Annotated in this window: 11 protein-coding genes; 1 reads left to right on the forward strand and 10 read right to left on the reverse strand. The window is 49.6% G+C overall.

Features of this window, described 5'->3' with window-relative positions:
- Positions 1-10: 10 nt before the first annotated feature.
- The 10 genes from ACLIN2_RS16440 to dacB form a co-directional block, all read right to left on the reverse strand.
- Complete coding sequence (locus ACLIN2_RS16440) at positions 11-229, reverse strand: hypothetical protein (RefSeq protein ID WP_411501588.1); 219 nt, start codon at positions 227-229, stop codon at positions 11-13.
- Positions 226-1,743 (reverse strand): spore germination protein, encoded by a 1,518-nt coding sequence (locus ACLIN2_RS16445; protein WP_411504551.1) that lies wholly within the window; start codon positions 1,741-1,743, stop codon positions 226-228. Before ACLIN2_RS16445 ends, ACLIN2_RS16440 begins: the two co-directional genes overlap by 4 nt.
- 174 nt (positions 1,744-1,917) lie before the next feature.
- On the reverse strand, positions 1,918-3,141 hold the full coding sequence (locus tag ACLIN2_RS16450) for a DUF418 domain-containing protein (RefSeq protein ID WP_411501589.1): 1,224 nt from the start codon (positions 3,139-3,141) through the stop codon (positions 1,918-1,920).
- 144 nt (positions 3,142-3,285) lie between these two features.
- Entirely contained in the window at positions 3,286-4,548 is a 1,263-nt protein-coding gene (ltrA, locus tag ACLIN2_RS16455; protein ID WP_411501590.1) for a group II intron reverse transcriptase/maturase, read from the reverse strand.
- Between the two features lie 611 nt (positions 4,549-5,159).
- Positions 5,160-6,494 (reverse strand): branched-chain amino acid transport system II carrier protein, encoded by a 1,335-nt coding sequence (brnQ, locus tag ACLIN2_RS16460; protein ID WP_411501591.1) that lies wholly within the window; start codon positions 6,492-6,494, stop codon positions 5,160-5,162.
- A 93-nt stretch (positions 6,495-6,587) separates the two neighbouring features.
- Positions 6,588-7,415 (reverse strand): alpha/beta fold hydrolase, encoded by an 828-nt coding sequence (locus tag ACLIN2_RS16465; RefSeq protein ID WP_411501592.1) that lies wholly within the window; start codon positions 7,413-7,415, stop codon positions 6,588-6,590.
- A gap of 137 nt (positions 7,416-7,552) precedes the next feature.
- Complete coding sequence (locus tag ACLIN2_RS16470) at positions 7,553-8,284, reverse strand: YheC/YheD family protein (protein ID WP_258957591.1); 732 nt, start codon at positions 8,282-8,284, stop codon at positions 7,553-7,555.
- Positions 8,281-8,673 carry an aspartate 1-decarboxylase gene (panD, locus tag ACLIN2_RS16475; protein WP_092266922.1) on the reverse strand — a complete coding sequence of 131 codons (393 nt, stop codon included), beginning with the start codon at positions 8,671-8,673 and terminating at the stop codon, positions 8,281-8,283. The genes ACLIN2_RS16470 and panD overlap by 4 nt, the downstream gene beginning before the upstream one ends.
- Positions 8,674-8,755: 82 nt before the next feature.
- On the reverse strand, positions 8,756-9,820 hold the full coding sequence (locus ACLIN2_RS16480; RefSeq protein ID WP_411501593.1) for an Ldh family oxidoreductase: 1,065 nt from the start codon (positions 9,818-9,820) through the stop codon (positions 8,756-8,758).
- A 183-nt stretch (positions 9,821-10,003) separates the two neighbouring features.
- Positions 10,004-12,886 carry a D-alanyl-D-alanine carboxypeptidase/D-alanyl-D-alanine endopeptidase gene (dacB, locus tag ACLIN2_RS16485; protein ID WP_411501594.1) on the reverse strand — a complete coding sequence of 961 codons (2,883 nt, stop codon included), beginning with the start codon at positions 12,884-12,886 and terminating at the stop codon, positions 10,004-10,006.
- A 175-nt stretch (positions 12,887-13,061) separates the two neighbouring features.
- On the opposite strand from dacB, the gene ACLIN2_RS16490 reads away from it, so the two are divergent.
- The gene (locus tag ACLIN2_RS16490; RefSeq protein WP_411501595.1) at positions 13,062-13,604 is read left to right on the forward strand and encodes a hypothetical protein; all 543 of its coding nucleotides are present in this window, start codon (positions 13,062-13,064) and stop codon (positions 13,602-13,604) included.
- Positions 13,605-13,965: the final 361 nt, after the last annotated feature.

Genomic DNA, 13,965 nt, shown 5'->3' on the forward strand with positions numbered 1-13,965 from the left:
CTCCATCCCATCACTCTAATAAAATCGCAAGCGGCTTAAAGAGAGTCTGTACCATCGTTGTCGGGCCAGGTATGTTAGGCAAATCAAAAAGCGAGAGTGTCCACGCGATCAGAATCAGGCTGAGAAAGACCAGCTTGTCCTTTCGCGGCTGCATTTTCAATCTTGGCCACTCGTATCCGATCAATACGACAGCCAATACGGTCATACTGATAACGATTCCCCACCTCATGTGGCATCGCCGCCATTCGATGGCCCTGGTTTCATACCGGGTGCCTGCCTGTGGGTGTTACCCTCACCCAACAGCTTCGGGCGTGTATCCATCATCCACCAGGGGGCTCGAATCAGGGTATCCTTCAGCTCCTGCACCCGCAGTGGGCCCACAGGACTCAGATATGGTACGCCCAGTGAACGCAAGGAACATAAGTGAACCACTGCCATAATCACTCCTAACATAATACCTAGCAATCCCAGTGTCCCTGCCAGAAGCATCATGGGAAAACGCAGTAAACGAATCGAGATGCCTGCCATGTAGTGCGGAATCATAAAGGAGGCAATCCCCGTAATAGCCACGACAATGACCATGGGTGCCGAAACGAGTCCCGCTTGCACGGCAGCCTGCCCAATCACCAGTGCCCCAACAATGCTGACAGCTGCACCCACTTGCTTCGGGAGTCGAATGCCCGCCTCGCGAAGCGCCTCAAATGTAATCTCCATGATCATCGCCTCGACAAGAGCGGGAAAAGGAACGGCTTCGCGTGAAGAGGCCATACTGATTAACAGAGAAGTCGGTACCATTTCGTGATGATACGTAATCAGTGCGACATAAAGGGAAGGAAGGACAAAGGACATGGCTGTAAAGAAATACCGCAGCCACCGGATCGCCGTGCTGGCAAGAGAACGCTGGTAGTAATCCTCACTGGATTGGAGCAAGGCAAAGAGAGTAGTCGGTGCAATTAACACGAAAGGAGTACCATCCACGAGAATGGCGATGCGCCCTTCCAGCAGGTTTCCGCATACGACATCCGGCCGCTCTGTACTCAGTATTTGTGGAAAAGGGGAAGACGGCTGATCCTCTATCAACTCTTCGATATATCCGCTTTCCAAAATGCCATCAATTTCAATGCGGCCCAATCTGGAATTGACCTCCGTTACCAAAGACGGTTCGACTAATCCTTCGATATAGGCAACAATGACACAGGTCTTGGTATAACCCCCTATTTCTTTTCGCTCCATCTTCAGTGCCGGTGTCTTTATTAGTCGCCGCAGTAAAGAGGTATTGACCGTTATGGACTCTGTGAAGCCCTCCCTCGGTCCTCGTACGACACCTTCTGCTACCGGTTCTTCGACGTTTCGTTTTTCCCATTTGGATAACCCAATCGAAATCGCCTTCTCCTGCTGATCGATGAGCAGAACAGGATACCCGCATGCTATCGATTCGACACACTCTTCCAAAGAACGGATCTCTTGCCACTTGGAGATCGGGATGACTTTTTGCAAGAAGTCTTCCGTGCGCCATTCATTATTGCCTCGACCTTGCATAAGGGGCGCCAATACACGCGCATCCATCTCCTCAATGTTCGCCAAGCCATCGATATAAATGAGCAAAGCCGGCGTTGTGCCGAATATCAAAAAAGAACGGAAGACGACATCCGAACAGTTCGTATAGAGAGTTCGCAGGTTCTCTTCATTTCGCGCGATGTTTTTTTCCAAAGGGGTGTGCGTTGACGCATGCTTCTGCTGCATCCTGCCTTTGTTTGCTTTCCACCACTTGCGCGCATTCCCACTCACCTGGCTCCCCCTCCCTTCCCTGTCCAAGATAAGGAAATTTTGCCCTGACTCTCCCACTTTTATCCACTTTCTCTGTTTAGAAGCAAAACAAAAACGCCCCTAAACAAGCAGGCGTTCGCTCGCAATTACTTAGCTGTTCTTTACAGGAAGCTCTCTTTTTTTCCTGATGGGCATGAGAGTGGCGTAAGTAAAGCAGCGCCACAACCATTCTGCAGGTCCATATCGAAACCTGTTTAGCCACCATTTGCTGGCCGCCACTTGCAAAGAAAATACGATCAGACACAGCAACAGACCCATTGCCATACTCGCTTCTCCGTAAAGTTGAAGCCATCTGGCGGCCACTACAGATACGATTGTTTGCAGCAAGTAATTCGTAAGTGCCATCCTGCCCACTGGCGCGAGCGGCAGCAACAGCTTGCGTGCCCTTTCGTTTTCATAGAGCAGCAACAAGGAACAGATATAAAACGCGCACAAACTAAGCCCACTCCACCCCACAAATACCTGTACGGATACAAAGGCTGATGCTGGAGGGCGGACAACTTCAAATTGAAGCAGGGGAATCATGACGACCAGAACGCAGCTGATCATCAGCAGGAGCCACCACAACCGCTTGATGGCAGGCAGAAACAGCCGCGTTTGCTGAAACAGTCCAAGTCTGGCAAAAGAGAATCCGAACAAAAAGAGCGGCAGAACCGACCAAATCGCAAACCATTCGTTGGCCAGCACAAGAGGAAACTCATTCACGAGCCGAAATTGCATCCAATCGTCCCAGTTCCCGCTCGTATATACGTGAATCGCTTTCTGGGCAAGCCTCTGATCCGCTATCGCTCTGTGCACGTCTGGCTCACTGGGAAGCAGGAGTGTCATCGCATAGAGCAGCTGTAAGCTCAGCAGCCAGAACCATGCCCACCCTTGCACCTGCATGTCCCGTTTTCGATAGTAGAGCAGTAAAATCAATCCTGTTAGAGCGTATGTATGCAAAATATCGCCGTACCACAAAAACAAAAAATGAATCACCCCAATGAGAAACAATCCACTTAGCCTTCGCATGTACAGCATACTCACCCTGTGACCCTTTGCCTCTGCTCTACTCATAAACAAATAAAAGCCTGCTCCAAAAAGGAAGGAAAAAATCGTGTAAAACTTCGTCTGGACAAACATATTGAAAAAAAGGCGTATCCATACATCCAGCATGGAATGATCAGCAGGCAACCCGTCCTCCGGGAGAAACAACGCTGGCTGCAAAAACGTTGGCATATTCACGAAATAGATCCCGAACAAGGCAAAACCTCGAATCACATCCAGCTGATGGATTCGTTCTGCCTCGGAAACAGGTATAGCCTTCATCGACATCGTCCCTTTCCCACTCGCTTTCCTTATTATGGCGAAAGACCGCGTTACCTGGCAACGTTGGGGTGCGTACAATCGAGTAGGAGGGAGCGACTAACTCCCGTCCTCTCACACCACCGTACGTACCGTTCGGTATACGGCGGTTCATCAAGCTTGACGAATGACAGAATATCGTTGTAATAAGCTTTTCAGCCCTTGTTGTTGCCAATATGCAACTCCGAGGGCTTTGTGCATTTGAGGAGTCTTTGTGGTACGCCATGCACCCTTTCTGGTGTTTGCAATTTCTATTGCTTGGACGTGCGATAAACCCAGAGAGCGAAGTTCTCGATATCGGGTTCGTACTCGCTTCCACTGAGACCACAAGCAAAGTCGAAGTCTACGTCGTATCCATTCGTCGATAGATTGAAGGATTTTCTTTGCATCCGCAAGGGCAAAATATCCGATCCAACCCATGAGGTACTGGTTTAGCTTCCGAATCCTTTCATCCATAGAGATGCTCCATACCGGATTAGTGATGAAGCGGATTTTCTCTTTCAACTTCAGAAGTGATTTTGGATGAAGCCGAATCCTTGCTTGTTTTGCATTAGTGAAACCGAAACCGAGGAACTTACGCTTCCAAGGTCGATCCACTGCGCTCTTCTGCTCATTTACTTTAAGCTTAAGTACCTTCTCCAAGTAGCTTTGGATACTTTCTTTTACCCGTTCTCCCGCCCGCTTTGTTCTCACGTAGATATTGCTATCGTCTGCGTATCGACAAAAGCGATGTCCCCTCTTTTCCAGTTCTTTATCCAAATCGTCGAGCAAGATGTTCGCCAATAACGGACTAAGTGGACCACCTTGTGGTGTGCCCTCTACTGCCGAAAGGCAGATGCCATTGACCATGATGCCTGCTTGTAGATATGCGCGAACAAGTTTCAACAAAGCTTTATCTTTTACTTTTCGAGCAACCCGACTCATTAAAATATCGTGATTAACCCGGTCGAAGAATTTCTCTAAGTCCATATCCACGACAAAGCGATATCCTTCGGAAATATAAAATTGTGCTTGTCTCATGGCGTCATGCGCACCACGGTTCGGTCGGAATCCGAAACTGGATTCTGAGAAGTGGGGGTCAAATATAGGAGTAAGAACTTGGAGGATGGCTTGTTGAATAAAGCGATCTATCACGGTAGGAATACCTAATAACCTTACTCCTCCGTCAGATTTCGGGATTTCGACTCTGCGGACAGGGGAAGGTTTGTAGGTCCCTTTCATAATCTGCTTTTTAGTGGTCAACCAGTGTTCACGGATATAATCGCGCAGTTGTTCGGTTGAAACACCGTCGATTCCCGCCGATCCTTTGTTTCTTTCCACTCTTTCGAGTGCCACTAATAGATTTTCTCGTGACAGGACTTTCTCCAACAGCTCCATGACGATACCCTTCCTCCGCACGCATCCTTCTAGTCTTGCCGGACAATACTCAGCCCTCTCTTGTACCCTCAGGGCTTCACCCATTTTCTCCAAGAGTAGTTCCTTACAGAATTCTGCTTCACAGTATTATCACGAAAGTGATTAGCGGATGTGTTGACTTAATGTTCAGCCCTTCCCCGTTCAAGCGTCCTTTACTTGGGTACTATGGCTTCTGCTGACTTCTGCATGTTCAGCGTCTCCTTACGAAGACGGTTACCAACATTTGAAGGCACTTCATGCAGACCTCCCCAGGTAAGAGCGATAACTTTCATCCCATGTACCTGCCCAAGTTTACTGCTGTATTCCTTGGCTGTATGGGGCTTCGTCTTGTTTGGCAGACTCACCCGAATACAACAGCCTCAAATTGGGTTCGTGTACCTCAGGTCGGGACTTTGCCGCCGGCTTCCTTCAGATTCCACCTCGCGGTGGACACCCTTGCCTTGGGCTAACGGTTGGTACAGCCAACCCCCGTTCGGGACTTACACCCTAGAGCTATCGCCCATGCTGGGCGCACCAAAAAAAACAGCCTTCCATAAGCGAAAGGCTGTCTATACCACTACTTTTGACTGGAATCAGGATACAGGTCCTCGCTTGTAGACAGAGGCTGCTTTTTTCCCAAAATCCAAAAGCATCCCCACACATGCTGCCAACAAAGCAGGCATGATCCATCCCGCACCCTCTTTGTACAGCGGCAAGAATGTCAACCAGAAATCCCATTGATGATTCAGGAATGTCCCATTTACCATATCTACGATCCCAAAGCATGCAACCAAACCGACTGTCGTCGGATAAACTTTTGACGAAGCTGGTATCCAACTCCCGAACAAAGCCAGGACGATGAGCACGATCGCAACTGGATAAATCGCTCCCAAGATCGGAACAGAAACGCTCAAGATTTGCGTCAGTCCCAGGTTGGCAATCGCCATGCTCAACAGGCACAGAATCGTTACCCAGATGCGGTAGGAGAGTCCGCTGAAAAGACCTTGAAAGTATTGACTGCAAGAGGTAACAAGTCCAATCGACACACATAAGCAGGCGATCGTAAATACGACCCCTAAGATCACCGTTCCACTTTCCCCGAACAGATGATTCATCAGGCTTGTCAAGATTTGAGCTCCATTTTCAGCATGACCTAGGAATGCACTCTGGGAACCGAGAATCCCCAGCATCACATAGATGACCGTCAGCAACAATCCCGCGCCCAGACCTGCCTTGATCATATTCGCTGATATCGCGCGTGAATCATTTACCCCTTTACTGCGCAGAGTATTGGCAATCACAATGCCAAACACGAGGGCAGCCAGGGCGTCCATCGTCAAATACCCGTCCAAGAAGCCTTGGATGACGGGGAGAGCTGCATACTTCTCCACAGGAGCTGTAGGTGCTCCCATCGGCGTTACCAAGCTCATCAGAAAAATCAAGACGATCAAGGTAAGCAATGCAGGAGTCAACAGCTTCCCAAAGCGATCGACAAGCTTGGAGGGAGACAAGCTCAACCAAAAGACGACACCGAAAAATACAACGGTGTAGACCAGCAGGCTATACGGTGAGATGACCATCTCCTGTGGCAAAAATGGTGCCATTCCCATTTCAAATGCCAAGCTACCCGCACGCGGAATCGCAAGCCCCGGCCCGATCGAAACGTAAATCAGGAAGGGAAACACCAAAGCGAACAATGGGTGCACTCTACTCGCCAAATCGTAAAATGTTCCTGCTTTTGCGATGGCGACTACACCTAATATGGGAAGACCAACCGCCGATAAAATGAAACCAATGAGTGACACCCACACGCTCTCTCCAGCAGACTGACCGAGAAATGGCGGAAAAATAAGATTACCTGCACCAAAAAACATGGAAAATAGCATAAAACTAATCCAAATCACTTCTCGTCTCGATAGTGTTATCATCGATGATCATACATCCTCCCATCATAATGAGAGGCATTCTATCAATTTTCTATACGAGATTCCAGTCATTCGGGCATATTCGCAATTGCAAAATCATTGCAAGTTTTCACTTTCGGCAACACGATGCAGCCATTCTTTCACCATGGCCGTAAACAAACCGCTCTGTTCAATTTGCAAGTTATGCCCCGCTCGATCGAGCACGGCAAAGCTGGCACGTGGATACTGCTCCAGTATGGACCATACATTTTGGTAGCCCGTTACATGATCCTGCCTGCCCGTCAAGAACAGTACTGGCTTGTCAAAGGGCTGCATTTCCTTTTCATTCGGCACGGAAAACGCATAGCGTTCCCGTATCTTTTGCAGAAACACCGTATCGGCAGCATGTAACCCGGGCAAAATCTCCTTTTCGAACCGCTCAAAGTTGTATCGATCCTGTACGACAGCCAGCGGTGCAAAGCGACTCATTTGATCAACAGTCAATGTAGACAAAAATTCTTGATCCTCTGCGATTACTCGACCTTCAGGCAGGATGCGAAGGTCTGGATTTGCTTCGATGAGCGGACAGATAAACAGCATTCCTGCCACTCGTTCTGGTTGTTTTGCCGCTAACGCCCTGATCAAATACCCCCCGTAGGATTCTCCAGCCAGTACGTATTTCCCCTCTGGGAGCACGTTGTCAATAAAACGCTCCACCACCTCCAGCATCTGATCAGAGCCTTGGATCCAATCCTCCCCCTTGGTTTGTCCCATTCCCGGCAAATCCAAGTAAATGCGGTGCCATCCTGGCTGATTTTCGAAAACAGGCTCCATACAGCCAGTCATCAAGCGATGATCGGGCGTAAACCCGTGAATCAGCACGATGGGAAAGCCTTCACCGAACGTTTCATAGTATACGGAAACATTTCCTAAATTGCAGTACATGCAAGCACCTCCATACGAATAGAACAAATGTTCTCTTTCCGTTTATCATAACGGAAAATACAGAAAAAGGAAAGGAGTAAAATAAAAACCACCTGTTTTACGTACGAAACTGTACGACAAGTGGTTGAGTCACTCTCCTATTTCTGCATGGCAATAATTCGACGGTAAAACGTCTGGTCTTTCAGCTTGCGAAACAAGGAAAGCGACGGGCGAAAATTGGCCTCGATAATCCAAGGCTTCCCCTCAATATCGACGCCCAGATCCAAACCGATCCCGCGCAGCGTCGGGTATGCCTTTCCCAGTGCGTCTGCCGCCGCCAATGCTACTTTCTTGATTTCTGCCAGCAAATCATCTGGTGCGTCCACATTGGATAAACGAATGGCCGTTTGAAGCGGCAAAACCTTCCCCCGGCTCCTTGCCACGTTTGTGACGACGAAGCCCGGTCCTGCCAGCTTTGCTACCCATCCCGTAACCAGCCACGTCGATTTGCTGGTTTTGCGCTGCACCATGACACGAATATCAAACGGCCTGCCATTGATCCTCCCCAGCGGGATCAATGGCTGGAGCAAATACGGCTTTGGCCGAAACAGCGATTTTACATAAGAGACGGTATTGTCACGGCCCTCTACAATCCGTTTGGCATTCCCCGCATGTACCAGATATCGCTGGTTTCCTTTGTCTGTCAGCTGGATAATCCCCGCACCGCCACCGCCACCGGATGGCTTGAGCATTATTTTTTGGTAGTCTTCCACGTACTCCCACAACGTATCTGGGGCAAACAAACGTGTGGCAGGCAGATAATCGCGCAAATACGCATGCTTGATCATGTGCTGATGTTTGCTCCACTTTCCAACATTTGGCGGTTTTATGTCGCTGCCTCCCCATTCGTTATAAGATGATGCTCCTCTATTTTAGTAATACGGTTCTTTTCATCGACAAAAACAACTCGCGGGATCAGCTGATCCACTTCTTCCTCCTCGTACATGCCCATGCTAAGGATGATCACCAAATCCCCTGGCTGAAACAAATGAGCAGGTGGACCATTTAAACAAATCTTGCCCGTCCCTTCAGGCGCAGGGAGGGCATAAGTCTTCCAGCGTGTTGCATTTCGCAGGCTTGTGACCTGGACGATTTCATACGGCTTGATGTCCGCTGCCTTTAATAGAAGGGCATCGATTGTGATACTGCCCACATAATCGAGCTCTGCTTGCGTTACCGTCGCGCGATGGATTTTTCCTTTGCACATGTGTCGTTGCATCCGTTATCCTTCCTTTCCAAACCGATGACACCAGTCTATGTAGAAACGGCTGTCCGTGAAACCCGAAGCCGCTCCAATCTGATCAATCGTGGATCTTCACCTTGCTCCAATCTACGCCGTACTCCACACAGAGTTGCTCCAATTCCTGGGCAATTGCTGCCGATAACTTGACGCCGTTTGCCTGTTGCTCAATCATTTTTCGTCGCTCAATCTCTCCAGGAATCAGAATTTCCTCGATACCCGCTCTTTTCGGAACAGACTTGATTTCACGAATGTACTCGTCCATCCTGCTTTGGAATACCGTCAACGGCCAAAAGCGCTGAATGTCGATGGTCAAAAACACGTGACCGATATTTTGCGGATGTGTCCAATTATCATACAAGCTTTGTACAGCAGGCCCGCTCGCAGCTCCCGTCAACAGACCGCACAGAATGTCAATAAACATCGCCAGTCCATATCCTTTTGCTCCGCCAATCGGCAGCAGGGAGCCCAGCAAAGCTCGCTGCGGGTCCGTGGTTGGGCTGCCATCTGGATCGATCGCCCAATCCTCTGGGATCTGCTCTCCCTTTTTCGCTGCCAAAGCGATTTTCCCGCGTGCTACCACGCTGGTCGCCATATCGAGTAAAAACGGAGCTTCCTGGCCCGCAGGAATGCCGATAGCGATCGGGTTGGTCCCGAAGAAGGGGCGAATACCACCTGTGGGTGCTATCGACTCTGGGGCGTTTGAAAGCACAAGCAAAATCATCCCTTTTTCAATCGCCTTCTCCGCGTAAAAGGAACAGGAGCCAAAGTGATTGGAATGGCGGACTCCGACGAAGCCGATTCCTGTTTGCCTTGCGAGGGACATCGCCAGCTCCAGGGCCGTCTGACCGATCACTGCCCCCAGCTGGTTCTTGCCGTCCACCAATGCCGCAGCTCCGTCTTGCCTCACAATCTCCGGTGCTTCTCTCAGCGAAAGGACGCCAGCTTTGATGCGCGAAAGATAAATAGGCAACCGGGAAAGTCCGTGCGACTCTATTCCCCTCAAGTCTGCATGAACCAGGGATTGAGCGACCGTCTGTGCATGCCTCTCTGATACCCCGACCTTCTCAAACAGTTCAGCGGCCACTTCCTCCAGACGTTTCCAATCGTATCGTATAGAATCCAAGGTTTGACTGCCCTCCTTTTCATCGTTTAAACGCTCATGCCCGAAATCATCTGGATATAAATATGATGGCCGACTATGCACCGACACGGCGTTGGCCCAACGACGAGCAGTCGAAAACGCGAGGAAAAGAAAAAACTGGACCTCAGCTTTTGCTGAACGTCCAGCTTATTTCTACCCATCCGCTTATTCCAAGGAAGCGAGTGTCGTCGCGATTTGATCCTGTAGCTCGGTCATAATTTTACTACTCTCAGCATAGCCATTCACGAGGATGGAGAATACGAGCTTTTTGCCCCCCTTCGTTGTGACATAGCCTGACAAGCTGTTTACACCCGTCATCGAGCCGGTCTTCCCATGCAGGTTGTTTTCCGCGGGCGTTCCCTTTAAACGGTTTTTCAGCGTTCCATCCACTCCCGCAATTGGCAGAGACGAATCGTAGGCAGAAAATGCAGGAGAGTGGGTCATCCCCTCCAATTCCGCTACGATGTGGCGTGCGGAGACCAGACTGTATCTGGACAATCCCGAGCCGTCAAACATGTCGAAATAGATACTTCCACCTTTGGCAGCCAAGTTCTCATGAACGACCTGGGCGCCCTTCTCTGCGCTGCCTTCGCCTTTTTTCACCGCGCCTAGAGTCTTCAGGAGCATTTCGGCATAGAAATTATCACTTTGCTTGTTCAAATACCGGACGATTTCCTGTAACGGCTTTGAAGCGAATGCATTCCATTTGACTGCCGTTGACGGTACTTTTCCGATTGTTACGCTGCTGTTCGGAGCGAAGCTGACACCTTCATTGATGAGGGCTTCCTTTAGCACGGTTCCAACGTATTTTGCCGGATCTTCTACTGGGACCCGCTCATAATCGCCTGGGTGATCGGCTGGCAGATTCCCCGTCAAACGAATGGTATTGGTCCCACGATCCCGCGTAATGGCAAACGTATTTTCCTCCCCAGCCGGGACCGTATGCGATTCATTGATCACCTGCACATAGGAGGTTTTCGGCAGCAAATTCATGCTGACAAGCTCCCCTGGCTGTCCAGCCGGCTTGTATTCGATCATGACCGTACCGCGGTTCAAGGCAAGGGCGCCGAGAGTCGGATTGTAGTAATAGCTTTCGTCATCCCAGGCCCATCCCATGCCCAGACGCTGCTCATCAAAATAGCTCTCGTCCATCACCAGATTTCCGTTCACTCGCTTGAGTCCTTTGTCTTTTAGCCATTTGGCGATTTGTTCGATCGATACGCCATCCTGTACCTTCAGCGCATTTTCAGTGTGCAGGGATGGATCGCCATAGCCTTTCAGATACAAATTGCCGTTTTGAACGCCGCTTTTTTGTATCGCCGAATCGCCATAAAGCTCCGTTTGAAAGGTGTAATCCACTCCAAGCTGATTCAAAGCCGTTCCTGTCGTCAGCAGCTTCAGGTTGGAAGCCGGTGTCACCAAGGAATCTGCGTCGCGCTCATACAAGACCTCACCGTCCAGGGATTGAATAAGCACGCTCGTAGTCAATCCCACAGTCGCTGGCTGATCCAGGATCGGATCGATCTTGTCCGACAGCTTATACGTCTTGGCAGGCTTTGGTGTAAAGCCTTCCGGGTACACGTTTTCCGGATACAAGGCCAGCTGTACTGCTACAGCATCCTGCATTTTTTGGGCGTACTCGTACTTGTACAGCCCGTTGAAAATCATGGAAAATGCCAGCTTGTGACCATTTTGGGCTGTTACATAGCCCGACAAGCTGTACACACCTCCCATCGAACCTGTTTTGGCAAGCACATTGCTCTTGGCAGGCGTATCCTTCATTCGATTACGGAGCGTTCCATCCACGCCAGCAATGGGCAGAGAAGCCTCCAGAGCTTCTCGATAATCCTGATCTTGAACGAAAGCGAGAAGCTTGACCATTTGCTCCGCAGTAATGAGATTGAAACGCGAGAGGCCAGATCCATCTGCTATCTTGAATCCTGACTCAATCCCTGCTCTTTTCAATACATCTGCAACAACCTGTGCACCTGCTTCCGAAGTCCCTTTGCCATTTTGCGTGGCCCCCAAAGTCTTGAGCACCATTTCCGCGTAAAAGTTGTCACTTTCCTTGTTCAGCTCCACGAGGATATCCCGAAAAGGTTTGGAAAGATGCGTATGAAGGGGCACTCCCCCTTGGACTACTGTCTTTTTTATGGCTGCTTGCGGCTGAAGCTGAATTCCGGCTTCGGCCAGCTCCTGCTTCCAGATGTCCCCGACATACAAAGCTGGGTCCTCCATCGTGACATCTTCTTGATACGGTTCTGCGGCCGTTCCGATCGTACCCGTAACGATCACTTCGTTTTTTCCGCGTGGGCGCTCGACTACAATATCCGCTGCCGCACCCTCCACCGTTTTTGTCTTGTTGGTCACGGTAAGATAAGAGGTCATAGGCTCAAGGGAAAGGGTGGCCGCAGCTCCAGGCTTTGCACCTGCCTTTGAAGTTACGGTGACGAAGTTTTTATGAACGGCAAGAGCGCTGATCTGCGCGCTGTATCCGTAAGGCTCGTCGTCCCACATCCATCCGATTCCCAGTCGGGTTTCATCAAAGTAGCTATCATCCAGGAGCAGGTTCCCATGTACTTGCTTGATTCCGATTGCTTTTACCGCATCGGCGAGCGAGCGCAAATCTTGTTGTGCAAGGCTCGGATCACCGTAGCCCTTCAAGATCAGATTTCCTTGCAGAATCCCCCCAGGCGTGACATTCCCGTCTATGTAGAGCTCCGTTTTCCATTGATAGGAAGGCCCCAACCGATCCAAGGCAGAAATGGTCGTGAGCAGCTTCATGTTCGATGCGGGTGTATAGTTTTTCTTTTCGTTATGTGTGTAAAGGTACGCTTTCTCCGTCAAGTCAAAGACTGCAATCCCTGCTGACGCGCCCAGGCTCTCTCCGTTCCCTCTCAAATCTGCGAAGGATTTTTCCACCTGAGCTGCCAGAGGACCGCTTACTGCTACCGCCTCTTGCGCAAAGACCGGGACCGCTGTCACCTGCCAAACTAGCATGATGAAAAGTAACCACGTACAAGTGCGTCTGACCAACCGTGCGTTCATAGAATCCTCCTCGTGTTATTCTCTCTCTGATCGAGTCTTACAAGCGGGTTGACCCAATGATAGCATGCATTTTTTCTTTTCGAAATATTACCATAATACTAAAAGTTAAAATCTGGATACCACTCCTTCCTCTGATCATACTAAGCAACATGACTGTCTATCGGAGGGATCTACCTTGTTCAAACGTATTTGTCTCGTCCTCCTCCTTCTCGGGACGATGGCAGCTCCTGCAATGGCAGCAACCGATATTGGGAGTCTGCTTATCAATCCAGCTACCTCAAGAACGTGGCAGGAGCTCGTCAACCAAAGTGAGCTAATCGTCGTCGCCTGGGCAGACACCTCCAATCAGTCTGCATCGACAGGCCGTTCCCTGCGTGAAGGAAAACTCGTAAACTACGCGCAGACCCTTCATATCAAACAAATTTTGAAAGGCTCGTCTGCACGGATGCTAAAGCTGGTGAGCACAGGCGTAGAGCCTTTGCCTGATGCCAGCAGTCCCTTAAATCGCACCTATCCCGGTCCGCTTGCGGAAGGAAACTACGTCCTGTTTTTACAACGAGTTTCTGCACCTAATTTATATAGTTCGTCGGGACTGTGGCAGGGCGTTTATCCCCTCTTTCAGGGAAAGACCATTGCGCTGGAAGGTGCTGGCTTTTCAGAGCTCAATCAACTGACAATCGAAGAATTCGAGAAAAAAGTGAAGAGCGTCTCTCCTTAAGCGATACAGGCCAAAGAGGCATACAAAAAAGAAACCGCATCGGCTCAGCGGTTTCTTTTTTGTACAACTATGTCGATTTTGGCTAACTTCTCATGACATAAATGAACACAAACATAGACAGCGCGCATACCAAGATCGTACCGATGAAGCCCCACATGACAAGCTTGTTGTTACTTCCCTGGTTATCACTCATGCAAACTACTCCTTACCCCTATCATTCAGTTCTTTCATTATAAAATAAAAACGCTCTCATCGAAAGGGCAGCGCTGAGATGATCGTTGTCATTTTCGTATATTTTCTAGCAGCCAGCGAAATCTTAGCTTGTATGTGTTCTTTTCATGAAGGGGGAATTCTACGTTGA

Origin of the sequence: Brevibacillus centrosporus, assembly GCF_046622605.1 — a bacterium.
GTDB lineage: Bacteria > Bacillota > Bacilli > Brevibacillales > Brevibacillaceae > Brevibacillus > Brevibacillus centrosporus.

Excerpts from the sequence above, each read along its gene's own strand:
- ACLIN2_RS16440 (WP_411501588.1), bottom strand. The coding sequence starts at position 229 with ATGAGGTGGGGAATCGTTATCAGTATGACCGTATTGGCTGTCGTATTG.
- ACLIN2_RS16445 (WP_411504551.1), bottom strand. The coding sequence starts at position 1,743 with ATGCAGCAGAAGCATGCGTCAACGCACACCCCTTTGGAAAAAAACATC.
- ACLIN2_RS16450 (WP_411501589.1), bottom strand. The coding sequence starts at position 3,141 with ATGTCGATGAAGGCTATACCTGTTTCCGAGGCAGAACGAATCCATCAG.
- ltrA (WP_411501590.1), bottom strand. The coding sequence starts at position 4,548 with ATGGAGCTGTTGGAGAAAGTCCTGTCACGAGAAAATCTATTAGTGGCA.
- brnQ (WP_411501591.1), bottom strand. The coding sequence starts at position 6,494 with ATGATAACACTATCGAGACGAGAAGTGATTTGGATTAGTTTTATGCTA.
- ACLIN2_RS16465 (WP_411501592.1), bottom strand. The coding sequence starts at position 7,415 with ATGTACTGCAATTTAGGAAATGTTTCCGTATACTATGAAACGTTCGGT.
- panD (WP_092266922.1), bottom strand. The coding sequence starts at position 8,673 with ATGCAACGACACATGTGCAAAGGAAAAATCCATCGCGCGACGGTAACG.
- dacB (WP_411501594.1), bottom strand. The coding sequence starts at position 12,886 with ATGAACGCACGGTTGGTCAGACGCACTTGTACGTGGTTACTTTTCATC.